Origin of the sequence: Pseudomonas sp. BAY1663 (assembly GCF_000582595.1) — a bacterium.
GTDB lineage: Bacteria > Pseudomonadota > Gammaproteobacteria > Pseudomonadales > Pseudomonadaceae > Stutzerimonas > Stutzerimonas stutzeri_AF.
In genome coordinates this window covers 1-24403 of record NZ_AZSV01000037.1, presented here as the reverse complement: position 1 = coordinate 24403, position 24403 = coordinate 1, and the positions used below count along the sequence as shown (strand labels likewise).

At 62.0% G+C, this 24403-nt stretch carries 18 protein-coding genes, 2 tRNA genes and 5 pseudogenes; 19 read left to right on the top strand and 6 right to left on the bottom strand.

The annotated features are described in order from the left end of the window. Positions 1-2 precede the first annotated feature (2 nt). Both BAY1663_RS12270 and BAY1663_RS12265 read left to right on the top strand, forming a co-directional pair. A complete protein-coding gene (locus BAY1663_RS12270; RefSeq protein WP_037041165.1) occupies positions 3-1262 on the top strand; it encodes a uracil-xanthine permease family protein in 1260 nt (419 codons plus the stop codon). A gap of 102 nt (positions 1263-1364) precedes the next feature. Continuing rightward, positions 1365-1670, top strand: a complete 306-nt coding sequence (locus BAY1663_RS12265) for a YkgJ family cysteine cluster protein (RefSeq protein WP_037041162.1) — start codon at positions 1365-1367, stop codon at positions 1668-1670. Positions 1671-1737: 67 nt separating this feature from the next. Here the strand turns inward: BAY1663_RS12265 and BAY1663_RS12260 are convergent, their stop codons facing one another. The 6 genes and pseudogenes from BAY1663_RS12260 to hemA form a co-directional block, all read right to left on the bottom strand. Further along, a complete protein-coding gene (locus BAY1663_RS12260; RefSeq protein WP_037041158.1) occupies positions 1738-2256 on the bottom strand; it encodes an acyloxyacyl hydrolase in 519 nt (172 codons plus the stop codon). 84 nt (positions 2257-2340) lie between these two features. Further along, positions 2341-3135: a glutamate racemase gene (gene murI, locus BAY1663_RS12255; protein ID WP_037041154.1), complete on the bottom strand. Its 795-nt coding sequence runs from the start codon at positions 3133-3135 to the stop codon at positions 2341-2343. Beyond that, on the bottom strand, positions 3128-3883 hold the full coding sequence (locus tag BAY1663_RS12250; protein ID WP_037041151.1) for a molybdopterin-synthase adenylyltransferase MoeB: 756 nt from the start codon (positions 3881-3883) through the stop codon (positions 3128-3130). The genes murI and BAY1663_RS12250 overlap by 8 nt, the downstream gene beginning before the upstream one ends. Before the next feature lie 21 nt (positions 3884-3904). Then, a complete protein-coding gene (prmC, locus tag BAY1663_RS12245; RefSeq protein WP_037041149.1) occupies positions 3905-4732 on the bottom strand; it encodes a peptide chain release factor N(5)-glutamine methyltransferase in 828 nt (275 codons plus the stop codon). 79 nt (positions 4733-4811) lie between these two features. Further along, positions 4812-5893: pseudogene (gene prfA, locus BAY1663_RS12240) on the bottom strand (peptide chain release factor 1). Then, on the bottom strand, positions 5890-7158 hold the full coding sequence (gene hemA / locus BAY1663_RS12235; RefSeq protein WP_037041143.1) for a glutamyl-tRNA reductase: 1269 nt from the start codon (positions 7156-7158) through the stop codon (positions 5890-5892). The pseudogene prfA and the gene hemA overlap by 4 nt, the downstream one beginning before the upstream one ends. A 203-nt stretch (positions 7159-7361) precedes the next feature. Here hemA and BAY1663_RS12230 point away from each other — a divergent pair, with 203 nt between their 5' ends. The 17 genes and pseudogenes from BAY1663_RS12230 to BAY1663_RS12155 form a co-directional block, all read left to right on the top strand. Then, a complete protein-coding gene (locus BAY1663_RS12230; RefSeq protein WP_037041139.1) occupies positions 7362-9092 on the top strand; it encodes a tetratricopeptide repeat protein in 1731 nt (576 codons plus the stop codon). Then, entirely contained in the window at positions 9089-9706 is a 618-nt protein-coding gene (gene lolB, locus BAY1663_RS12225) for a lipoprotein insertase outer membrane protein LolB (protein WP_037041136.1), read from the top strand. The genes BAY1663_RS12230 and lolB overlap by 4 nt, the downstream gene beginning before the upstream one ends. Further along, positions 9707-10567: a 4-(cytidine 5'-diphospho)-2-C-methyl-D-erythritol kinase gene (ispE, locus tag BAY1663_RS12220; RefSeq protein WP_037041133.1), complete on the top strand. Its 861-nt coding sequence runs from the start codon at positions 9707-9709 to the stop codon at positions 10565-10567. A 19-nt stretch (positions 10568-10586) separates the two neighbouring features. Further along, positions 10587-10661, top strand: a tRNA-Gln gene (locus tag BAY1663_RS12215). Between the two features lie 48 nt (positions 10662-10709). After that, positions 10710-10784, top strand: a tRNA-Gln gene (locus BAY1663_RS12210). A gap of 78 nt (positions 10785-10862) precedes the next feature. Then, entirely contained in the window at positions 10863-11804 is a 942-nt protein-coding gene (locus BAY1663_RS12205) for a ribose-phosphate pyrophosphokinase (protein ID WP_037041197.1), read from the top strand. A gap of 119 nt (positions 11805-11923) precedes the next feature. Further along, entirely contained in the window at positions 11924-12541 is a 618-nt protein-coding gene (locus BAY1663_RS12200) for a 50S ribosomal protein L25/general stress protein Ctc (protein WP_037041131.1), read from the top strand. Positions 12542-12576: 35 nt separating this feature from the next. Then, positions 12577-13161, top strand: a complete 585-nt coding sequence (gene pth, locus BAY1663_RS12195) for an aminoacyl-tRNA hydrolase (RefSeq protein ID WP_037041128.1) — start codon at positions 12577-12579, stop codon at positions 13159-13161. A gap of 24 nt (positions 13162-13185) precedes the next feature. After that, positions 13186-14286, top strand: a complete 1101-nt coding sequence (ychF, locus tag BAY1663_RS12190) for a redox-regulated ATPase YchF (protein ID WP_037041126.1) — start codon at positions 13186-13188, stop codon at positions 14284-14286. A 196-nt stretch (positions 14287-14482) separates the two neighbouring features. Beyond that, positions 14483-15693: pseudogene (locus BAY1663_RS12185) on the top strand (tyrosine-type recombinase/integrase). A 235-nt stretch (positions 15694-15928) separates the two neighbouring features. Then, positions 15929-16282, top strand: a complete 354-nt coding sequence (locus BAY1663_RS12180; protein ID WP_164838451.1) for a MarR family transcriptional regulator — start codon at positions 15929-15931, stop codon at positions 16280-16282. Positions 16283-16393: 111 nt separating this feature from the next. Beyond that, positions 16394-18783, top strand: a pseudogene (gene hsdR, locus BAY1663_RS12175) (EcoAI/FtnUII family type I restriction enzme subunit R). A 25-nt stretch (positions 18784-18808) separates the two neighbouring features. Beyond that, positions 18809-20287 (top strand): class I SAM-dependent DNA methyltransferase, encoded by a 1479-nt coding sequence (locus BAY1663_RS12170; protein ID WP_037041122.1) that lies wholly within the window; start codon positions 18809-18811, stop codon positions 20285-20287. Further along, positions 20284-21322 (top strand): annotated as a pseudogene (locus tag BAY1663_RS12165) (YhcG family protein). Before BAY1663_RS12170 ends, BAY1663_RS12165 begins: the two are co-directional and overlap by 4 nt. Further along, positions 21315-22097: a restriction endonuclease subunit S gene (locus BAY1663_RS24785; protein ID WP_218186666.1), complete on the top strand. Its 783-nt coding sequence runs from the start codon at positions 21315-21317 to the stop codon at positions 22095-22097. Before BAY1663_RS12165 ends, BAY1663_RS24785 begins: the two are co-directional and overlap by 8 nt. A gap of 332 nt (positions 22098-22429) precedes the next feature. Beyond that, positions 22430-23659 carry a restriction endonuclease subunit S gene (locus BAY1663_RS24780; RefSeq protein WP_218186665.1) on the top strand — a complete coding sequence of 410 codons (1230 nt, stop codon included), beginning with the start codon at positions 22430-22432 and terminating at the stop codon, positions 23657-23659. Between the two features lie 90 nt (positions 23660-23749). Then, positions 23750-24403, top strand: a pseudogene (locus BAY1663_RS12155) (Reverse transcriptase); the annotation flags it as partial.

The window sequence follows — 24403 nt, the reverse complement described above, 5'->3', positions numbered from 1 at the left end:
GCATGTCGCACATGGAGGAATCCGTCGGCCGCCAGATCCTGGCCGGCGCGCAGATGCTGTTCGTGGCCTTCGGCGCGCTGGTGCTGATGCCGCTGATCACCGGGATGGACCCCAATGTGGCGCTGTTCACCGCCGGGCTCGGCACCCTGCTGTTCCAGCTAGTGACCCGCCGCCAGGTTCCGGTGTTCCTCGCCTCCAGCTTCGCCTTCATCGCCCCGATCATTGCCGCCAAGGGCGAGTTCGGTCTGCCGGCGGTGATGGGTGGCGTGGTGGCGGCCGGCCTGGTGTATGTCCTGCTGGGGTTTGCCGTGCGCCTGAAGGGGGCGGGCTTCATCGACCGCCTGCTGCCGCCGGTAGTCATCGCACCGGTGATCATCTCCATCGGCCTGGCGCTTTCCCCGGTGGCGGTGAACATGGCCATGGGCAAGGCCGGCGACGGCAGCGCCCAGCTGATTCCCTACGAGACGGCCATGCTGATCTCCATGCCCGCCCTGGTGACCACGCTGCTGGTAGCGGTGCTGGGCAAGGGCCTGTTCCGCCTGGTGCCGATCCTGGCCGGCGTCGCGGTCGGCTACGGGCTGGCGCTCGCGTTCGGCGTGGTCGATACCAGCGGTATCGCCGCGGCACCCTGGCTGGCCATGCCCAACTTCATCGCCCCCGAGTTCCACCTCGGTGCCATCCTGTTCATGGTTCCGGTGGCGCTGGCGCCGGCCATCGAGCACATCGGCGGCGTGGTAGCCATCGGCAGCGTGACGGGCAACAACTACGTCAAGAAGCCCGGCCTGCACCGTACCCTGCTCGGTGACGGTGTCGCCACCTCCGCCGCCGGCCTGTTCGGCGGCCCACCGAACACCACCTACGCCGAAGTCACCGGCGCCGTGATGCTGACCAAGAACTACAACCCGAAGATCATGACCTGGGCGGCGGTGTTCGCCATCGCCCTGGCCTTCATCGGCAAGTTCGGCGCCGGGCTGCTGAGCATTCCGGTACCGGTGATGGGCGGGATTCTCTGCCTGCTGTTCGGTTCGATCGCGGTGGTCGGCCTGAGCACGCTGATCCGTCACCAGGTCGACCTGTCCGAGGCGCGCAACCTGATCATCGTCTCGGTGACCCTGGTGTTCGGCATCGGCGGCATGGCCGTCGGCTATGGCGAGTTCACCCTTTCCGGCATCTCGCTGTGCGCGATCATCGCTCTGTTGCTCAACCTGCTGCTGCCCGGCGGCGATGGCTGGCGCAACAAGCAGTTGAACGACAGCGTTTGAGCCGGCGCGGCGCCGGTGCTCGCCATCGGTTTTCACATCGTCGAGACAGGCCGTTGGGCATTCATGCGCAAATCATGTCGTGAGGCTCGCTACACTGCGCCGATGAACGAAATCCCCCATCTGCAGCTGCACGACCCCGCCGTGAGCTGCTCCAGCTGCGCGGCCTGCTGCTGTCGCCTCGAAGTGCTGCTGTTCGGCGACACCGGCGTGCCGGAGCGCTTCATCGAGGTCGATGCCTGGGGCGGCGAAGTCATGCGGCGGCTGGAGGATGGCTGGTGCGCGGCGCTCGATCGCGACAGCATGCGCTGCACCATCTATGCGAACCGGCCATTGATCTGCCGGGAATTCGAGCTGGGCTCGGAGGATTGCCTGCAAGAGCGCCGGGGAAGCGCTTCGGCCTACTGTTAGGGTCTGCTGTCGGCTAAGGCACTGCAGGGCCGAACGGCATGCCCTGCAGCGTCAACGAGGGGCTGTTTCAGAACGCCATGCGATAGTGCAGCGAGTAGGTCTCGATGCCATCGTTCGGCTGCTTCAGGCCGGCGTTGGAGTAGTGGATCGCCCGCACCCCCACTTCGTGGCCGCCGGCGAAGCGCAGGCCGGCGCCGATGCGGTCCTCGAACTGGAACGACGAGCCGAGCTTGTTGCCTTCGACCTCGGTGTTTTCGAACGCAGCGATACCGATGCCCGCCTCGAGGTACGGCTTGACCGACTGCCCGGCGAATTCGTAGACGAATACCGGCGTCAGCGAGAGGCTGTGATTACTGCTGCTGTCGTCACCCTCCCAGTAGGTGTAGCCGGCATCCCAGTAGCCGGTCAGGCGCCCCGTGCCGGTCTGGAACCAACTGGTGCCGAAATCGAACTGGGCGCCCAACCGATAGGTCATGGTCGACTCGCTGGTGTGACCGATAGCGGCGGTGAAATCCACCGCTTGAGCGGCCGCTATCTGCCCCACGGATAGCGCCGCCACAGCGGCCAAGGAGAACAGTTTTTTCATGGAAACTTCCTTATAAAAACACTGCGTTCGTTTTGGTTTTTTATTGCCCGCAACGTCTGAGAAAACCAGGCGAGCCGGGAGTTCCTAGCCCGCGAAGAACTCGACTGCTGCATTTTCACCCCAAAGTATAGGCAGCACCCGCGCCATTCGCTGCGGATCACCGCTGCAGTAGAAGCGCTGCTGCGCCTCTGTAGCGGCGAGAAGATGGCGTTCAGCCATCACCTCATGCAAGTGTCGCGCGACCGCCGCACCCGTATCAATCAGGCGAACGTCGGCCGGCAGCAGCTCGGTCAGCAGCGGCCTGATGAAGGGGTAATGCGTGCAGCCCAGGATCAAGGTGTCGCAGCCCTGCGCCAGCAACGGCTCGACCCAGCCGGCAAGCAGCGCGCGCGTCTGCGCACTGCACAGGTCGCCGGCCTCGATGCGCTCGACCAGCCCGGGACAGGGCTGGGTGATGACGCGGACGTCCATGGCGAAGCGATCGAGCAACGCGGCGAAGCGGGCACTCTTCAGCGTGCCGGTGGTGGCGAGCACGCCGACCACTCCACTGCGGGTCGCCAGGGCGGCCGGCTTGACCGCCGGCTCCATGCCGATGATCGGCAGGTGCGGGTACAGCTCGCGCAACTCGTTGATGCCGGCGGCGGTCGCCGTGTTGCAGGCCAGCACCAGTGCCTTCGCCCCCTGTTCGAGGAGAAAGGCCGCGATGGCGCGGCAGCGCTCGCGAATGTACTCGGCGCTTTTCTCGCCGTAGGGCACATGGGCGCTGTCGGCCAGATAGAGCAACGACTCCTGCGGCAGGCGCTGGCGGATCGCACGCAGCACCGAGAGCCCGCCGACACCGGAATCGAACACCCCGATCGGGGCTGGGCATCTATCCATCGGCGCGCCCGCAGACGGCGCAGGCGGGATCGCGCTTGACCCGCAGCTCACGGAAACGGCTGGAGAACGCATCGATCAGCAGCAGCCGGCCCACCAGCGGCTCGCCGAAGCCGGCCAGCAATTTCAGCGCTTCCAGCGCCTGCAGGCTGCCGACCAGCCCCACCAGCGGGCCGATCACTCCGGCCTCGCTGCAGGTCAGCTCGGCCTCGCTGCCGTGGCCGTAGAGGCAGTGGTAGCAGGGACTGGCCGCATCACGCGGATCGAACACCGACAACTGCCCCTCGAGGCGGATCGCCGCACCGCTGACCAGCGGCTTCTGCGCCTTCACGCAGGCGGCGTTGACCGCTTCGCGGATGGCGAAATTGTCCGTGCAGTCGAGCACCAGGTCGACGCCGGCGACCGCCGCATCGAGGGAATCGGCGTCCAGCCCGCTGCGGTACGGCACCAGCCGCACGTGCGGATTCAGCGCCTCCAGGCGCGCCATGGCCGAGTCGACCTTGTGCAGGCCCAGCGAGCGGCTGTCGTGGGCGATCTGCCGCTGCAGGTTGGTCAGGTCCAGCGTGTCGAAATCGGCCAGGTGCAGCTCGCCAACACCGGCCGCCGCCAGGTAGAGCGCCACCGGCGAGCCGAGCCCGCCGAGCCCGACGATCAGCGCCCGGCTCTGCTTGAGCCGCAGCTGCCCGTCGACATCCACCTGCTTGAGCAGGATCTGCCGGCTGTAGCGCAGCAGTTCTTCGTCACTGAGCATGCAAGGACCTCGCGGAATGATTCATGGCAGGCGGCCCAGGCTGATGCGTTCGTGCCCGGCGAGGTCGCGACGGCTCTGCACCTCGCCAAAGCCCGCCGTCTCCAGCAGTTCGCGCACCGCGGCGGCCTGATCGTAGCCATGTTCGAGCAGCAGCCAGCCGCCGGGCTCCAGGTGAGCGGGCGCCTGGGCGGCGATCAGGCGGATGTCGTCCAACCCGTCCGCGCCGGCCACCAGCGCACTGCGCGGCTCGAAGCGCACGTCGCCGCGCTGCAGGTGCGGGTCGGTCGCCGGAATATAGGGCGGGTTGCTGACGATCAGCCGGTAGCGCTCGCCTTGCAGGGCGGAAAACCAGTGGCTGACCGCGAACCGCGCGTTGCCCAGGCCGAGGCGCTGCCGGTTGCGCTCGGCCAGGGCGACGGCCTCGTCCACCCGGTCGACGCCGGTCAGTTGCCAGCCCGGCCGCTCCGCCGCCAGCGCCAGCGCGATCGCGCCGGTGCCGGTGCCGAGGTCGAGCACCCGTGCCGGCGTAGCTGGCAGCAGCGCTAGCGCGGTTTCCACCAGCAGTTCGGTGTCCGGGCGCGGAATCAGCGTCTGCGGCGCGACGTCCAGCTCCAGGCTCCAGAAGCCCTGGCGACCAAGGATATAGGCCACCGGCTCGCCCGCGCGGCGGCGGCGCAGGCATTCGGCGAAGGCCTGGCACTGCTCGGCGCTCGGCACGTGCTCCGGCCAGGTGCGCAGATAGCTGCGCGGCTTGCCGAGCACGTGGGCGAGCAGCAGTTCGGCATCCAGCCGTGGGCTCGGCGAGTCGGGCAGGTCGGCCGCTTGCAGCAGGGATTCGATGGTAGCCATGGCGGTTAGCTTCAAGCTTCAAGCTTCAAGCTTCAAGCTCTTACACTTGCAGCTTGTGGCTTGCAGCTTGCCGCTGCTCTTAGTCCCCCAGCGCGGCCAACTGATCGGCCTGGTATTCCTGCAGCAGCGGCTCGATCACCTGCTCCACCGCCCCGCCGATCACTTCATTGAGCGAATACAAGGTCAGGTTGACGCGATGATCGGTGACCCGTCCCTGCGGGAAGTTATAGGTACGGATGCGCTCGGAGCGATCGCCGGAGCCGACCAGCAGCTTGCGCGTCTCGGAGATTTCCTTGTGCGCCGCGGCATCCTGGCGGTCCTGCAGCTTGGCCGCCAGCCAGGCCATGGCCTTGGCGCGGTTCTTGTGCTGCGAACGCTCCTCCTGGCACTCGACGACGATGCCGGTCGGCAGGTGGGTGATGCGGATCGCCGAATCGGTCTTGTTGACGTGCTGGCCACCGGCGCCGGAGGAGCGGTAGGTGTCCACCCGCAGCTCGGCCGGGTTGATCTCCACCGCGGCCTGCTCGTCCGGCTCCGGCAGCACCGCCACGGTGCAGGCGGAGGTGTGGATGCGCCCCTGGGATTCGGTTTCCGGTACGCGCTGCACGCGGTGCGCGCCGGACTCGAACTTGAGCTTGGCGTAGACGTTGTCGCCTTCGACGCGCGAGATCACTTCCTTGAAGCCGCCGTGCTCGCCCTCGCTCTCGGAGAGGATCTCGACCCGCCAGCCCTGCTTCTCGGCGTAGCGCGAATACATGCGGAACAGGTCGCCGGCGAAGATCGCCGCCTCGTCGCCGCCGGTGCCGGCGCGGATCTCGAGGAACACGTTGCGCCCGTCGTTGGGGTCCTTGGGCAGCAGCATGCGCTGTAGGTTGCCTTCCAGCGTCTCCAGTTGTTCCTTGGCCTCGGCCACTTCCTGCTCGGCCATCTCGCGCAGATCGGGGTCGCTGTCCTTGAGCAGCGCCTGCGCGCCCTCGAGGTCCTGCTGCACCTTGCGCAGCTGGCGATAGGCCTCGATCACCGGCTCGACCTCGGCGTATTCGCGCGAATAGGCGCGGAAACGGTTCTGCTCGCTGATCACCTCGCATCGCCGAGCAGCGCGGTGAGTTCCTCGAAACGGTCCTGCAGGACGTCGAGCTTGTTCAGCAGCGAAGCTTTCATGGTTTTTCCGTGCCCTCGTGCAGGGCGAAGAGTTCCTGGGCCGTGCTCAGCGCCTCGACGCGGCCCTCGGCGGAGAGCTTCTTCAACTGCACGCTGGGGGCATGCAGCAGCTTGTTGGTCAGCCCGCGCGCCAGCTGCGCCAGCACCTCGTCGGCGTTGCCGCCGTTGGCCAGCAGGCGCTGGGCCTTGCCCAGCTCCTCGTCGCGAATCCGCTCGGCATGCTGGCGGTAGGCCTTGAGCACGTCCACCGCGGCCAGTTCGCGCAGGCGCTGCATGAAATCGTCGGTGCCGGCGGCCACCAGCTCCTCGGCGGCCTGGGCCGCGCCCTGGCGGCTCTTGAGGTTCTCCGCGACCACTTCATGCAGGTCGTCGACGGAATACAGGTAGACGTCGTCCAGCTCGCCGACCTGCGGCTCGATATCGCGTGGCACGGCGATGTCGACCATGAACATCGGCTTGTGCTTGCGTCGCTTGAGAGCCTGTTCCACCGCGCCCTTGCCGAGAATCGGCAACTGGCTGGCAGTGGAGCTGATGACGATGTCGCTGTTGTGCAGTTCTTCGGGAATGTCGGCGAGCAGGATCGCCTGCGCACCGAACTCGGCGGCCAGGGCACTGGCACGTTCGAGGGTACGGTTGGCGACGACGATCTTCTTCACACCCTGCTCGTGCAGGTGGCGGGCAACCAGGGTGATGGTCTCGCCGGCGCCGATCAGCAGCGCCTGGCTGCGCTGCAGATCGCTGAAGATCTGCCGCGCCAGGCTGACCGCGGCGAAGGCCACGGAAACCGGGTTCTCGCCGATCGCGGTATCGGTGCGCACGGTCTTGGCGGTGCTGAACGTCGCCTGGAACAGCCGCCCCAGCAGCGGGCCGACGCTGCCGGCCTCGCGTGCCACGGCGTAGGCCGACTTCATCTGGCCGAGGATCTGCGGCTCGCCCAGCACCAGCGAATCGAGCCCCGAGGCGACCCGCATCATGTGGCGTACGGCCTGATCATCGACATGCACATAGGCGCACGCCTTCAGATCGTCGAGGCTGAGGCGATGGTAGTTGGCCAGCCAGGCCAGCACGGCGTCGGCTTCGACCTGGTCCTGCTGGAGATAGAGCTCGCTGCGGTTGCAGGTGGAGAGAATCGCCGCCTCGCGCGTGGGCGTGACGCGACACAGCTGTCGCAAGGCCTCGACCATCTGCTCGGGAGTGAAGGCCACGCGCTCGCGGACGTCCACCGAAGCGGTCTTGTGATTGATGCCAAGCGCGAGGAAAGCCATGCAGAATCGCTGAGTCGAAAACGGAGCGCGCAATTCTCCTACTTCGTCAGATGGAGAACAACCACTGCCCTCGATTGTCGGATGGATCGGACGTGCCGCCGCGACTCCCAGAGCCCGATCCGCAGTGCCTGCCTGGCGCCCATGGGCTTGCCTGGCGGCTTGTGTCATCATGCCGCAACCGCATACCAGCCGTACATTTCCCTATGAAAAGACTCGTCGCCCTTGCCGCCCTGCTGTTTCTCGGTGGCTGCCAGACCTTCATGCAGAGCGCTCCGGACAGCGGCCCGCCGGTCGAGGACGCGACGCCGGAGAGCCCGCCTGCCGTGACGGAGCAAGGCTCGTTCAGCCGCGAGTCGCTCTACGCCCTGCTGGTGGCGGAACTGGCTGGCCAGCGCAACCGCTTCGACATCGCCCTGGGCAACTACGTCCAGCAGGCCCATGCGACCCAGGATGCCGGCGTCGCCGAGCGCGGCTTTCGCATCGCCGAATACCTCGGGGCCGATCAGGCGGCGCTGGATACGTCACTGATCTGGGCCCGCAATGCACCGGAGAACCTCGATGCCCAGCGCGCCGCGGCGGTGCAACTGGCACGCGCCGGCCGTTACGAACAATCGCTCGAGTTCATGGAAAAGGTCCTGCAGGGCCAGGGCGACACGCATTTCGACTTCCTCGCCCTGTCGGCCGCGGAAACCGACCCCGACACCCGCGCCGGCCTGCTGCAGAGCTTCGATCAGCTTCTGGCCAAGCATCCGGACAACCCACAGCTGACCTTCGGCAAGGCGGTGCTGCTGCAGCAGGACGGCCGCACCGAGGAAGCCCTGGCCCTGCTGCAGGCACAGCCGGCCCGCGAACGGCAGATCCCCTCCATCCTGCTCGAAGCCCGCCTGCTGCACAGCCTGCAACGCGGCGACGAGGCGCTGCCGCTGCTGGAAAAAAGCCTGCGCCAGCACCCGGAAGACAAGCGCCTGCGCCTGACCTACGCCCGCCTGCTGGTGGAGCATGACCGCCTCGAAGACGCCATGGGCGAATTCGCCACCCTGGTGCAGCAGAACCCCACCGACGACGACCTGCGCTTTTCCATGGCACTGGTCTGCCTGGAAGCCGAAGCCTGGCGCGAAGCCACCGTCTACCTGGAGGAGCTGATCGAGCGCGGCAGCCATGTCGATGCCGCTTATTTCAACCTCGGCCGCGCCTACCAGGCCATGGGTGACACGGCCAAGGCGCTGGAGGCACTGGAGCAGGTCGGAGCGGGCAACGAATATCTGCCGGCCAAGCTGCTGCAGAGCCAGCTGCTGTATGCCAGCGAACGCGACCAGGAAGCCTCCGCGCTGCTCGCCCAGGCACGCCAACAGCAACCCGACTATGCCATCCAGCTGTATCTGATCGAGATCGAGGCACTCTCCGAGCACAATCGCACCGAACAGGCCTGGCAGCTGGCCGAACAGGCGCTCGAGGAATTCCCGGACGACCTCAACCTGCTCTACACCCGCGCCATGCTCGCCGAGAAACGTGGCGACCTGGCGCAACTGGAAAGCGACCTGCGCTTCATCATCGAGCGCGAACCGGACAACGCCATGGCGCTCAATGCGCTGGGCTACACCCTCGCCGACCGCACCGACCGCCATGACGAAGCGCTGCAACTGATCGAACAGGCCTACCAGCTCAACCCGGAAGACCCGGCGATTCTCGACAGCCTCGGCTGGGTCAACTTCCGCCTGGGCAACCTCGCCGAGGCCGAGAGCCACTTGCGCAAGGCCCTGCAGCGCTTCCCGGACCACGAAGTGGCCGCGCACCTCGGCGAAGTGCTGTGGGCCCGCGGCGAACGCCGCGAGGCCCGCGCGGTCTGGTCAGAGGCATTGAAACAACAACCCGACAGCCAGGTTCTGCGCGATACGCTGAAGCGGCTGACCGGCTCGGAGAAGCCTGATCCATGAGCCTGAGAAACCTCCTCGTTCCCCTGCTCGCCCTGCTGCTGGCCGGTTGCGCCGGGCTCGGCCCGCGCGAATCGGTGGAAGGCACCGGCAACGCCGCCGCCTGGAAGGCACACAAGAGCCAGATCGCCAGCCTCGACGGTTGGCAGATCAGCGGCAAGATCGGCATCCGCGCGCCGCAGGATTCCGGCAGCGGCACCCTGTTCTGGCTGCAGCGCCAGGACTATTTCGACATCCGTCTCTCCGGCCCGCTGGGCCGCGGCGCCACCCGTCTCACCGGACGCCCGGACGCCGTATCGCTGGAAGTGGCCGGCCAGGGGCGTTTCGAAGCCACCTCGCCGGAAGCACTGGTGGAACAGCAGCTCGGCTGGCGGCTGCCGGTCTCGCACCTGCTCTGGTGGGTGCGCGGGCTGCCCGCACCGGACAGCCGCAGCCGCCTGAGCCTGGATGGCGCCAGCCGCCTGGCGCGGCTGGAACAGGATGGCTGGCAGGTCGACTACCTGGCCTACGCCGAGCACGACGGCTTCGCCCTGCCCGAGCGCATCCGCCTGCAAGGCCACGACCTGCAGATCACCCTGGTGGTCAAGGACTGGCAACCGCGCCAGCTGGGCCGCTGAATGCAGACACTGACCCTGCCGGCACCGGCCAAGCTCAACCTGATGCTGCACGTCCTCGGCCGTCACGCCGATGGCTATCACGAGTTGCAGACGCTGTTCCAGTTCCTCGACCATGGTGACGAGCTCAGCTTCAGCCTGCGCGACGACGGCCAGATCCGCCTGCACAGCGACCTGCCGGGCGTCGACCACGACAGCAACCTGATCGTGCGTGCCGCGCGCCTGCTGCAGCGCGAAAGCGGTTGCGCACTGGGTGCCGACATCCAGTTGCTCAAGCGCCTGCCCATGGGCGGCGGCATCGGCGGCGGCAGTTCCGACGCCGCCACCACCCTGCTCGGTCTCGACCGCCTGTGGCGGCTCGATCTCGGAGAAGATCGGCTGGCCGAACTGGGCCTCAGCCTCGGCGCCGACGTGCCGGTGTTCGTGCGCGGCCGCGCAGCCTTCGCCGAAGGGGTCGGCGAGCGCCTCCAGCCGGTCGAGCTGCCCGAACCCTGGTACCTCGTGATAGCGCCGCAAGTCTCTGTTAGTACAGCGGAAATATTTGCCGACCCGGAGTTGACACGTAATACCCCGGCCATTACAGTTCGCAGCCTTCTTGCTGGGGGCGGTCGTAACGACTGCCAGCCGGTAGTCGAAAAGCGCTACCCCGAAGTACGTAACGCTTTGAGCTTGTTGAACAAATTCGTTCCGGCAAGCATGACTGGCACTGGAGCTTGTGTGTTTGGGAGCTTCCCAAACGAAGGCGAGGCTGATAAAGTTCGCCGCCAACTTCCGGACACTTTGCCAAGTTTCGTGGCCCAGGGGCGTAACATCTCGATGTTGCACCGCAGCCTCGAAGGACTGGCGCAGGAAGTGAGTGCATAGCACACGGGTTGTACGATACAGGGGCGTCGCCAAGCGGTAAGGCACCAGGTTTTGATCCTGGCATGCGTTGGTTCGAATCCAGCCGCCCCTGCCATAACCTCCAAGGTTCGTACGATCGCAAGCGCACTCGAGTTGACCCTACAGGGGCGTCGCCAAGCGGTAAGGCACCAGGTTTTGATCCTGGCATGCGTTGGTTCGAATCCAGCCGCCCCTGCCATACACTTGAAGCTGTTCAAGAGCTCGCCTTTTGAACAGCTTTTTATTCATCGGACCCACCCTCAGGCAGGTACTGCGCGTGTCCAAGATGATGGTCTTCACGGGGAACGCCAACCCCGATCTGGCCCGGCGTGTCGTACGTCAGCTGCATATCCCCCTCGGTGATGCCTACGTCGGAAAGTTCTCCGACGGCGAAATCAGTGTCGAGATCAACGAAAACGTTCGTGGCAAGGACGTCTTTCTGATCCAGCCGACCTGCGCACCCACCAACGACAACCTGATGGAATTGGTGGTGATGGCCGATGCCTTCCGCCGCTCCTCGGCGACCCGCATCACCGCTGTCGTGCCCTATTTCGGCTACGCCCGCCAGGATCGCCGCCCGCGCTCGGCCCGCGTACCGATCAGCGCCAAGGTCGTGGCCGACATGCTCGACGTCGTCGGCGTCAACCGCGTCCTCACGGTCGACCTGCACGCCGATCAGATCCAGGGTTTCTTCGACATGCCGGTGGACAACATCTACGGCTCGCCGGTGCTGGTCGACGACATCCAGGCCCAGCGCTTCGAGAACCTGATGATCGTCTCCCCCGACATCGGCGGCGTGGTCCGCGCCCGTGCCGTGGCCAAGTCCCTCGGCGTCGACCTGGCGATCATCGACAAGCGTCGGCCGAAGGCCAACCAGTCCGAAGTGATGCACATCATCGGTGACATCGAAGGTCGTACCTGCATCCTCGTCGACGACATGGTCGACACCGCCGGCACCCTCTGCCACGCGGCCAAGGCCCTCAAGGACCATGGCGCGGCCAAGGTCTATGCCTACTGCACGCACCCGATCCTGTCCGGCCGTGCCATCGAGAACATCGAGGGCTCCGTGCTCGACGAGCTGGTGGTGACCAACACCATCCCGCTGTCGGCCGCCGCCCAGTCGTGCAGCCGAATTCGCCAACTGGACATCGCGCCAGTGGTGGCTGAAGCGGTACGCCGCATCAGCAATGCCGAATCGATCAGCGCGATGTTCCGCTAAGCGAAAGCTTCGGAAATCGAACTGAACGTAATGTGCCCCGCCTCGCGCGGGGCTTTTTGCCCAACAGCCCGAGCGCTGGTCGCAAGCGCGACGGGTAGTGTTGTTACTGGAGAAACGAAATGAGCAATTTCACCCTGAATGCCCAAGTGCGTTCCGACCTGGGGAAAGGTGCGAGCCGCCGCCTGCGTCGTAATGCCAGCCTGGTTCCCGCCGTCATCTACGGTGGCGACAAGGCCCCGCAGTCCATCAGCGTCCTGGCCAAGGACCTGGCCAAACTGCTGGAAAACGAAGCCTCCTTCAGCAGCGTGCTGACCCTGAACGTCGACGGCCAGAACGAATCCGTTCTGATCAAGGCGCTGCAGCGTCATCCGGCCAAGAGCTTCGTCCTGCACGCCGACTTCGTTCGCGTCGTTGCCGGCCAGAAAGTGGTTGCGCACGTTCCGCTGCACTTCATCAACCAGGAATCCTCCGTGGGCGTGAAGCAGCAAGGCGGCGAGATCCTGCACAACATCAACGAAGTCGAAGTGTCCTGCCTGCCGCAAGACCTGCCGGAGTTCATCGAAGTCGATCTGGCCCAGGTCGAAGTCGGCCAGGTACTGCACATGACCGACCTCAAGCTGCCGAAGGGCGTCGAGCTGGTCTCCCTGGCCCACGGCAGTGACCTGCCGGTCGCCAACATCCATGCTCCGCGCGTGAGCAAGGAAGACGCTCCGAAAGAAGAAGGCGCTGCCGAGTAATCCACTCGCGCAGAGCTGAACAAGAGGCCCCCGTCGTGACTGCCGTAAAACTGATCGTCGGCCTGGGAAACCCGGGCCCGGAATACGACCAGACCCGGCATAACGCGGGGGCCTTGTTCGTTGAGCGGCTGGCGGCCCGCGAGGGCGTCCAGCTCGGCAACGATCGCAAGTACTTCGGCCTGGTCGGCAAGTTCCGCCACCAGGGCGAGGACGTCCGCCTGCTGATCCCCACCACCTACATGAACCGCAGCGGTCAGGCGGTGGCGGCACTGGCCGGATTCTTCCGCATTCCCCCCGAGGCCATCCTGGTCGCCCACGATGAACTCGACATGCCCCCGGGCGTCGCCAAGCTCAAGCAGGGCGGCGGGCACGGCGGGCACAACGGGCTGCGCGACATCATCGCGCGGCTCGGCAACCAGAACGGCTTCCATCGCCTGCGCCTGGGCATCGGCCATCCCGGCCACAGCAGCCTGGTAACCGGCTACGTGCTCGGTCGCCCGCCGCAGTCGGAGCGGGAAAAGCTGGAAGCCAGCATCGATTTCGCCCTCGAGGTTCTGCCGGAAATGCTTTCCGGCGACTGGACCCGGGCAATGCAGCGCCTGCACAGCCAAAAGGCCTGAACCTAACTCCGAGGCAAGCTCACCATGGGATTCAACTGCGGCATCGTCGGTCTGCCCAACGTCGGCAAATCCACCCTGTTCAACGCCCTGACCAAATCCGGCATCGCGGCGGAGAACTTCCCGTTCTGCACCATCGAGCCGAACAGCGGCATCGTGCCGATGCCCGACGCCCGCCTGGCGGCCCTGGCCGAGATCGTCAAGCCCGAGCGCGTGCTGCCGACCACCATGGAATTCGTCGACATCGCCGGCCTGGTCGCCGGCGCCTCCAAGGGTGAGGGCCTGGGCAACAAGTTCCTCGCCAACATCCGCGAGACCGACGCCATCGCCCACGTGGTGCGCTGCTTCGAGGACGAGAACGTCATCCACGTCGCCAACAGTGTCGACCCCAAGCGTGACATCGAGATCATCGACCTCGAACTGATCATGGCCGACCTCGACAGCTGCGAGAAGCAGCTGCAGCGCGTCGCCCGCACCGCCAAGGGCGGCGACAAGGAAGCGGTGGCGCAGAAGGCGCTGCTGGAGAAGCTGATCCCGCACCTCACCGAAGGCAAGCCGGCGCGCAGCCTGCTGAAGCACTTCAGCGACGAGGAAAAGCGCCTGGCCCGTACCTTCCACCTGCTGACCACCAAGCCGGTGATGTACATCGCCAACGTCGCCGAGGACGGCTTCGCGAACAACCCGCACCTAGACGTGGTCAACGCCATCGCCGAGGAAGAAGGCGCCATCGTCGTGCCGGTCTGCAACAAGATCGAGGCCGAGATCGCCGAGCTGGACGATCTGGAAGAGATGCAGATGTTCCTCGAGACCATGGGCATGGACGAGCCGGGCCTGAACCGCGTGATCCGCGCCGGCTACCAGCTGCTCAACCTGCAGACCTACTTCACTGCTGGGGTCAAGGAAGTCCGCGCCTGGACCGTCAAGGTCGGCGCCACCGCCCCGCAGGCCGCCGCGGTGATCCACACCGATTTCGAGAAGGGCTTCATCCGCGCCGAAGTCATCGCCTACGCCGACTTCATCGCCTACAAGGGCGAAGCCGGCGCCAAGGAAGCCGGCAAGTGGCGCCTGGAAGGCAAGGACTACATCGTCAAGGACGGCGACGTGATGCACTTCCGCTTCAACGTCTGACGATTTTTGCTGGATCTCGGTGGCGCTCAGTAGCGCTTGGCAGACAGATTGGCCCGTTGTAAATCAATGGGTTGCATAAACAATACGGTCTACTGAGCGTTCCTATTGTTCATCGAGGTCTGAAAAATTCGGGGGTAGCGTTGGGGGTACTCGTGTTCAACCGTGGGGGTACATCTCCCCGCAGTGGAGTCCAACGATGCCCGAAAACCTACTCACCGACCTCAAGGTCAAGTCGGCCAAATCGACTGATCGAGATTGGAAACTATCAGACGGCGGGGGCCTGTTCCTGCTGGTTAAGCCCACCGGCGGCAAGCTCTGGCGGTGGAAGTACCGCCTGCAAGGCAAGGAGAACCTCTTTGCCATTGGCGGCTTTCCTCAAGTAAGCCTTGCAGAGGCGCGTGCGGCCCGCGAGAAGGCGCGCGCATTGGTCAAGCAAGGCATCCATCCTGCCCATGAGCGGCAGCAGGTCAAGCAGCGCAACCTCGAAGCGCTGGAGGAGCGCAAGCGCGCCCGTGAAAGCTCGTTCGCCAAGGTGGCGCAGGCGTACCTGGCCGAGATCAAGCCTGTCTTTGCGCTCAGTTCCTACCGCACGAAAGAGTCCCGCATCAGGAAGTACCTGTCGCCCAAGTTCGATGGGATGCCGATGAGCGATATTGGCGTGAAGCAGATCCGCCCGCTACTGGAGGAATGCAAGTCCCACGGAGCCTGGGCGGCTATCCATGTCAAAGGTGATCTTTCGGCCATCTTCGAGTTCGCGGTAGTGCGTGGCTTGGCAGAGGCCAATCCGATTCCCAGTCTTCGCGGGCTGCTGCGCGTGCCGTTCAGCGAGAGCAAGGCGGCGATGACGAGAGAGCAAATCCAGAAGTTCTATCAGGAGTTGCGCGGCTACCGGGGCTATCCGGAAACCTCGTTGTGTCTGCGGCTGATTGCGCTGACCGCATGCCGTCCAGGGGAGGCGGCGGATGCCGAGTGGGACGAGTTCGACTTTGAGGACGCACTGTGGCGTCGGCCTGCGGCGAAGATGAAAGCGCGGCGTGACCATGTCAGTCCTTTGTCCACGCAGGCCATGGCGGTGCTGAAGGACCTGCAGCACATCACGAGTGGCGGGCGTTATCTGTTCCCGCACCGGAGCGGCAAGGGCTTCACCACGCCCAACCGGCTCACTACGCGATGCGCGACATGAATCTAGGCCGGGGCACGACGCCGCATTGCTGGCGGACGACCTTTTCGACCTGGGCCAATGAGAACGGATACCGGCCTGATGCGATTGAACGGCAGCTTGCCCACGTGGAAAGCAACAAGGTGCGGGCGACGTACAACAAGGCGCTGCTGCTGGATCAGAGAAGGACGCTGCTGCAGGACTGGGCGGACTACCTGAGTGCTGCGGAGGGCAGCAGCACGGCATAGGGACAACTTCGCCGAGTGTTGCTGAACGAATGGGCAGGTGCGGCCTTTTCCTTTGCTGGGTAGGGCCGTTGCCCCTTGGGTGCCATTCCCTTGCCCTTTGCCTTTGCCGAAGGATCAGCGCAGGGAATGGGGTAGTCACTTTGGGGTATTGAGGTAATTTTTATTGGATTACCCCATTGTGTGTCGCCGCATCAAGGTTTCCCTGGTTGTTCGGCAATGCTTATCAGTGGGTGATATCATTGTAAGTCGACGTGTCTTTGGACTTATGCGCATGAAACGCTGCATTGTCGGTGTTCGGCAACTGGATCGCCCGCCCCAGCAGGGCGGTGAGGTTCCCAGCATTTGGTTCCCATCCTTGGCGTCGCTGGCGGCCGTGCTATCGGATGACAACCGCCGTCTGCTGCATCTGATCCATAACAAGCAGCCTAAGTCTTTGACGGAGCTGGCTGAACTCAGTGGCCGCAAGGTGCCAAACCTGTCTCGCACTCTGAAGACGATGGCCGATTACGGACTGGTTTCACTGCAACGCAATGTTCGCGATGTTCAGCCGACTGCGTTAGCAACCGAATTTCTGGTTATGTTGGATTGAGTGTCATGGACGAAGTGGATGACGTCGCTACACGGCTACAAGATCGCGCGTCGAGCACCGAACGATAGGCAGGAATAATGGGGAAAAGCAGCATGGAAGGGACTACATCCTATGAATAAGCAGACGCTCAGCGAACGCGACATCTGCACCAAGTTCATCACGCCGGCTCTGGAAAAGGCCGGATGGGACGTCCTGACCCAAGTACGCGAAGAGTTCCTGCTGACCAAGGGACGCATCATCGTGCGCGGCAAACTGCACACACGTGGTCAGCACAAGCGTGCCGACTACGTGCTGTTCCACAAGCCCAACCTACCCATCGCCGTCATCGAAGCCAAGGACAACAAGCATGCCATCGGCTCGGGCATGCAACAGGCCCTCGGCTATGCCGAAATGCTGCAAGTGCCTTTCGTATTCAGCAGCAATGGAGATGGCTTCCTGTTCCACAACAAGATCGCCAAGGACGGTGTGATCGAGCGCGAACTGAGCCTGGATGAGTTCCCCAGTGCCGATACGCTGTGGCAATGGTGGGCAGAGCATCAGGGCCTGAGCACGCAGCAACAGGCCTTGGTGGCTCAGGACTACTACAGCGATGGCAGCAACAAGATGCCTCGCTACTACCAGCTGCTCGCCATCAACAAAACCATCGAGGCAATTGCCAAAGAGCAGAAGCGCATTCTGCTGGTGATGGCCACGGGCACAGGCAAGACCTATACCGCCTTCCAGATCATCTGGCGGTTGTGGAAGTCGCGTGCCAAGAAACGCATCCTGTTCCTGGCGGACCGCAACATCCTGGTCGATCAGACCATGACCAACGATTTCAAGCCGTTCGGCGCAGCGATGACCAAGATCCAGAAGCGGCAGGCCAACAAGTCGTATGAGATCTATCTGTCGCTTTACCAGGCCGTCACCGGTAACGAAGAAGAACGGAACATCTACAAGCAGTTCAGCCCGGAATTCTTCGATCTGATCGTGATCGACGAATGCCACCGGGGCAGCGCCGCCGAAGATTCGGCCTGGCGCGAGATCCTGACGTATTTCCACTCCGCCACACAGATCGGCCTGACCGCAACGCCCAAGGAAACCAAGGATGTATCCAACATCGACTACTTCGGCGAGCCATCTACACCTACTCGCTACGCCAAGGCATCGACGATGGCTTTCTAGCGCCCTACAAGGTGGTGCGCATTGACCTGGACAAAGACCTGACCGGCTGGCGTCCCGACAAGGGCATGCTCGACAAGCACGGTAACGAGATCGAAGACCGTATCTACAACCAGCGTGATTTTGACAAGACGCTGGTGCTGGAACAGCGCACGCAAGTGGTGGCGCGCAAGATCAGCGAATACTTGAAAGCCAGCAACCGCTTCGACAAGACCATCGTCTTCTGCGACAACATCGACCATGCCGAACGCATGCGCCAGGCGCTGGTCAACGAAAACGCCGACCTAGTGGCGCAGAACCACCGCTATGTCGTGCGCATCACCGGCGACAACGAAGAAGGCAAGATGGAGTTGGACAACTTCATCTTCCCGGAAAGCAAATACCCCGTCATCGCGACCACTTCCAAGCTGATGACCACGGGCGTCGATGCCCAGACCTGCAAGCTCATCGTGCTGGATCAGCGCATCCAGTCGATGACCGAATTCAAGCAGATCATCGGTCGCGGAACGCGCATCAACGAGGACTTCGACAAGTACTGGTTCACCATCCTCGATTTCAAGAAAGCGACCGAACTGTTCGCCGATCCGGCTTTCGACGGCGATCCCGTGCAAATTTATGAGCCAGGCCCAGGCGAGCCACCGCTTCCTCCAGATGAAGAAGATGGGGAGGCGTCGCCTGACGATGAATTCACCTATCCCACGCCGGACGACAACCCCGCGTACCCCGGTGGCGTAGCCGAACCGCTGCCAGGTGAGGAAGGCAGCAACGTGCGCCGTTACGTTGTCGCCAACGTCGAGGTCAAGGTGGTGGCCGAGCGGGTGCAGTATTTCGACGCCAACGGCAAACTGATCACCGAGTCCCTGAAGGACTACACCCGCAATACCCTGGCCAAAGAATTCGCATCGCTCGACGATTTTCTGCGCCATTGGAGCAAGGCCGAGAAGAAGCAGGCCATCATCGACGAGCTGGCCCACCAAGGCATCTTCTTCGAGGCCTTGGCCGGCGAGGTGGACAAGCAAGCCGGCAAGGATTTCGACCCCTTCGATCTGCTGTGCCACGTGGCCTGGGATCAACCCCCGCTCACGCGCAAGGAGCGGGCCGAACAGGTCAAGAAGCGCGATTACTTCGCCAAGTACGGCGCGCAGGCGCAGAAGGTGCTCGAAGCCCTGCTCGACAAGTATGCCGACGAAGGCGTGGCCGCCATCGAGGAAACGCAAATCCTCGCCATCGCTCCCTTCAACCGCCTGGGCACACCGATCGAACTGGTGCGTGCCTTTGGCGGCAAGACCCAATACCAACAGGCCGTGGGCGAGCTCGAGCGTGAGCTCTATCGCGCCTGACCAGAACTAGACTCAGGAAGTATTCATGTCACTTGCAACTCTTATCAAAGCCATTCAAGACATCATGCGCAAGGATGTCGGCGTCGATGGCGACGCCCAGCGCATCAGCCAGATCTGCTGGTTGTTGTTCCTGAAGATCTTCGACGATAAGGAACAGGAGTGGGAACTCACCCAGTCCAGCTACCGTTCGCCGCTGCAAAGCCGCTTTCGCTGGAGCAACTGGGCCAAGGATCCGGAAGGCATGACCGGCGAAGAGCTGATCGACTTCGTCAACAACGACCTCTTTCCTGCCTTGAAACAGCTTGCCACCAAGGCGGGCGTGTCCGCGCAAGGACGGGTGATCGGCTCGGTGTTCGAGGATGCCTACAACTACATGAAGTCCGGCACGCTGTTGCGCCAGGTGATCAACACCATTGAAGAGGACGTGGATTTCAACTCGTCTAGCGACCGGCACCTGTTCAACGACATCTACGAGAAGATCCTCGCCGACCTGCAGTCGGCCGGCAACGCCGGCGAGTACTACACCCCGCGGGCGGTTACGCAGTTCATGGTCGATATCCTCGACCCGAAACTTGGCGAGAGCATCCTCGACCCGGCCTGCGGCACGGGCGGCTTCCTGACCTGCGCCATCGAGCACCTCAAGAAGCAGGTCAAGACACCGGATGACAACCGGCTGCTGCAAGAGAATATCCACGGCGTCGAGAAGAAACCCCTGCCGCACATGCTCGCCATGACCAACATGATGCTGCACGGCATCGACGTGCCTACCCGCATCCGCCACGACAACACGCTCTCTCGCCCCTTCAAGGACTATGGCCCACGCGACCGGGTGGACATCATCATCACCAACCCACCGTTCGGTGGCATGGAGGAGGATGGCATCGAGAAGAACTTCCTCGCCAAGCACCAGACCCGTGAGACCGCCGACCTGTTCATGGCGCTGATCATGCACCTGCTCAGGCACGATACCGGGCGCGCCGCCGTGGTGCTGCCGGATGGCTTCCTGTTCGGCGAGGGGGTGAAAACCACGCTCAAGCGCGAACTGCTGGAAGAGTTCAACCTGCACACCATCGTGCGCTTGCCCAAGGGCGTGTTCTCCCCCTACACCAGCATCGCCACCAACATCCTGTTCTTCGAGAAGGGCGGCCCCACAAAGGACGTATGGTTCTTCGAGCACCCCTACCCGGCAGGCTACAAGAGCTATTCGCGTTCCAAGCCGTTGACCATTGGGGAATTCGATCTTGAGAAAACCTGGTGGGGCGGCCCGCAGCGTAAGGGGCGCAAGACCACCGAGCATGCCTGGAAGGTCTCTGCCAAGGATCTGGCTGCTCGCAACTACAACCTGGACTGCAAGAACCCGCACGAGGTGGCTGTCGAACTGGGTGATCCGGACGAGCTGATGGCCGAATACCAGGACATCACCCGCCAGTTGCAGGCTGCCCAGCAAGCGCTGAAAACCGAACTGCTGGCCGCGCTGAAGGCCACCAGCCGGGAGGCGGAATGAGCGACAACCCCGTGTCCCTCGTTCCCGCGCCGGAAGGCTACGCCAACTGGTTGGGCGAGCTGAAGAAGCGCATCCACAGTGCCCAGCAACGGGCCGCGCTGGCCGTCAACCGCGAGCTGGTACTGCTCTACTGGCAGATTGGCCGTGACATCCTGCAACGGCAGGCCGAGCAGGGCTGGGGGGCCAAGGTCATCGAGCGGCTGGCGCACGACCTCAGGACCGCCTTTCCCGAGATGAAGGCTTTTCTCGCGCCAACCTGATGTACATGCGCTCCTTCGCCGACGCTTGGCCGGACGCAGCAATTGTCCAACAGGCTGTTGGACAATTGCCCTGGGGCCACAACCTGGTGTTGCTGGCCAGGCTGAAGCAGCCAGAACAACGCCTGGCCTATGCCCAGCGCGCCGTGGAACACGGCTGGTCGCGTGCAACACTGGAAATCCATATCGAATCCCGCCTGCTGGAGCGGGAAGGCCAGGCGATCACCAACTTCGCCGCCCGCTCCCCGCGCCGGGAACCGATCTGGCTCGGCAAGCCCTCAAGGATCCCTACCTGTTCGACTTCCTGGATGTTGGCCAGGAAGCCAACGAGCGGGATATCGAGTCAGCGCTGGTCAAGCACATCACCCAGTTCCTGCTGGAACTGGGTGCGGGCTTCGCCTTCGTCGGTCGCCAGGTTCATCTGGAAGTGGGCGGCGACGATTTCTACATTGACCTGTTGTTCTACCACCTCAAGCTGCGCTGCTACGTGGTCATCGAGCTGAAAGCCGAGAAGTTCAAACCGGAACACCTCGGCCAGTTGAGTTTCTACCTCACTGCTGTGGATATGCAGGTCAAGGCCGAACAGGACAACCCCACCATCGGCCTGCTGCTGTGCAAGAGCAAGAACACCGTGGTGGCCGAATACGCATTGCGCGACAAGACCCAGCCCATCGGCGTGGCGGAATACCAATTGATCGAATCCCTGCCTGAAGAACTGCAAACCAGCCTGCCCAGCATCGAACAGATCGAGCGCGAACTGGGAGGCGAGCATGAATAAGCACACCGCCGAACTGCTGGAAAAGCACTTCGATACCGCCTTTGCCGCACCCGATGGCATCAAGAAACTGCGCGAGCTGATCCTGACCTTAGCCATGCAGGGCAAGCTGGTGCCGCAGGATCCGAACGATCAGCCTGCCAGTGAACTGTTGGAGCGTAGCCGTGCTCAGATGGTAAACGCAATGAATGGAGGAGGTGCCAAGAGGGAAAAGGCCGCCGCTTCTATCGAAGAAAGTGAGAAACGCTTTCTCCCACCAAATACTTGGGCGTGGTGCCGGCTTGTTGATTTAGGGCAATTCATCAATGGAGCAGCATTTAAACAAAGTGATTGGGATAAGACTGGTCGGCCTATCATTAGAATTCAGAATCTTTCGGGTCGAAGTGTAGTATTTAATCGAACCCGAAAAGAGTTTGATCAATCCATCTTGGTGAAAAAAGGAGACATTCTCGTTTCCTGGTCGGCAACACTCGATGCTTACATTTGGCATGGAGAAGAAGGCGTACTTAATCAACATATTTTCCGAGTACTGCCAGCTCCGCTTGTAAACAAGAAGTATTTGTTCTGGCTTCTGAAATGGGTAATACGCCAATTGGCTGAAAGTGATCATGCGCATGGACTAGTTATGACGCATATCAATAGAGGTCCTTTTTTGGCGTATCCTATTGCTATTCCTCCTATGGAAGAGCAAGCCCGTATCGTTAATAAATTTGATGAATTGATTGCACGCTGTGACGAACTAGAAAGGTCCGCACTGCACAGCAGGAAGCACGCCTGACCGTTCATACCACAGCCATCAAGCAACTGCTGAACATCGCCGAACCCGAGCAGCACCAGCGCGCCCAGACCTTCCTCGCCGAACACTTCGGCGAGCTCTACACCGTCAAGGAGAACGTCACCGAACTGCGCAAGGCCATCCTGCAACTGGCTGTTATAGGAAAGCTCACGAAACGCAGCAAAGATGACGGCACTGTAAGCGAACTTTTGGAGAAGATTAAGTCTGAGCGGCTGCGTCTAAGAAATCGTGGCGCAACCTCAAAACGAATTGAATCAAATAATCTAGGTTATTCAATCCCAGGGCATTGGTCCATATTGCCCCTAGAGGAAATTTTGATCTTCGGTCCGACCAATGGGTATTCACCCAAGGCTGTTGATTATGAAACCAATGTTAAATCATTAACATTGAGCGCAACAACATCTGGCATCTTCAAGGGTGAGCACTCGAAGTTTATTGCGGAAGAAATTCCCGCCGACTCAGAGCTCTGGTTGCAGGAGGGAGATATTCTTGTGCAGCGCGGAAATACGCTTCAATACGTTGGTGTTCCAGCGATTTATCGCGGAGAGCGGCATACATACATTTATCCAGACTTAATGATGAAGCTGCGTGTTTCTACCGAGCTTAATAGGGAATATATTTGCTTTGTAATGAGCGCCGCTCCGAGTCGTGATTATCTTCGTGATCGAGCATCTGGCACATCCGGGACAATGCCAAAAATAAATCAGAAAACATTGAACAGCCTGCCGATTCCAATACCGCCACTAGAGGAGCAGCATCGCATCGTCAAAAAAATCGACGAACTGATGGCTCTATGTGACTCACTAGAGCAGCAGATCGACGCCAACACCAGCAAGCAGACAGAATTGCTGAGTGCTCTGATTCGTGCGCAATCGCAAGGTGGCGCAGTTGAAGACGCCCAGCAATCATCACGTTCAACGGCCCAAGTTATTGACCTCGCCACCTACCGTGCGAGCATCGGCTGCTATGCGATCAATAAGCTCGCCACTGCCCAATACTTCGGTCGAACCGCTGCCGCCAAGGTGATGTACCTGGCGCAAGCGCACATTGGCCTGGATCTGGATCTGAAGCCTGAACGTCAGGCTGCCGGGCCACTGGATACCTGGATTTATGATTTCGAGCGGCAAGGTCAAGGGCGGAGCTGGTTCGAGGTCAATGAAAAGACCTTGGTCAACGGCAGGAAAAAGACGGAGTACCGCTGCTTATCGGCGTTGTCGGAGCCCGCAGCGAAAGCCGAAGCCCTGATGACGGCCGGCCAGAGGACTGAATTTGACCGCCTGATCTACGCCCTGGCAGACAAGAAGACCGAAGAGGTCGAGATCATCGCCACACTTTTTGCGGTATGGAATGATTTCCTGATCGATGGTGTTCAACCGACGGATACGCAGATCATCTCCGATGTTCGTGAAAACTGGCACGAACGCAAGGCACGCTTCACCCCAGCCGAGCTTGGCCAATGGCTTGATTGGCTACGCAGAGAGAACATCATTCCTCGAGGACTGCCACCGAGAACCGTGCAGCAATCAAGATTGGGCTTTGATTAACGGTGAACTTTGCATGGCAGCGAGAGGCACGTTTGCAAGACTGGGAGGTGCCCCGAAAAAGAAGAATCAAGACGGTAATGAGATAACCAAATGACCAACCTGCAATATCTTGGCCTTGCCTATCGCAAAGCGAAAGTGGATCTCTACTATTCGTCTCATGCTTCGTTGGATGCAATTGCGAGTTATGAAGAAAATTTGCACTCCAACCTTTCTGCGCTGCAGGACAAGCTCAATGGCGAGGATGAAGTCTGGGTGACATCACCGGAGTTCATCGGCACTTGGACGCTGGCCACCAAATCTGTCGAAATGGATTGCTGGGCGAAGCACAAGAAAGAAAATGGCAGTGGATTGATTTTCTCCTCACATGCCGATGAGTGGGAACATGCGCTGAAAGCCTTGGCAGAAAAGGAGCTGCCAGAAAAGCCCAAAGCCGAATTCCGAATAATGGCCCGATGCAGCCTGGACTTTCATGTGCTTTCCACCTTATGGATGCTGGAAGTCGGGCAGTTATTCGATGCAAGATTGAGCGAGTGTGCATATGGCAACCGCTTGCGCCGCACTCAAAATGGCAAAGACATCAACAAGCTGTCGCTTGGTTCGTTCCAGCCTTATCTGAAGCCCTTTCGCGACTGGCGTGACAAGGGTATTGCCGCGATGCGTACCGCGCTGGATGCCGACAAAAAGATCGTGGCATTAACGGCGGATGTCAGTTCCTTCTATCACGAACTGAATCCCGCTTCATGC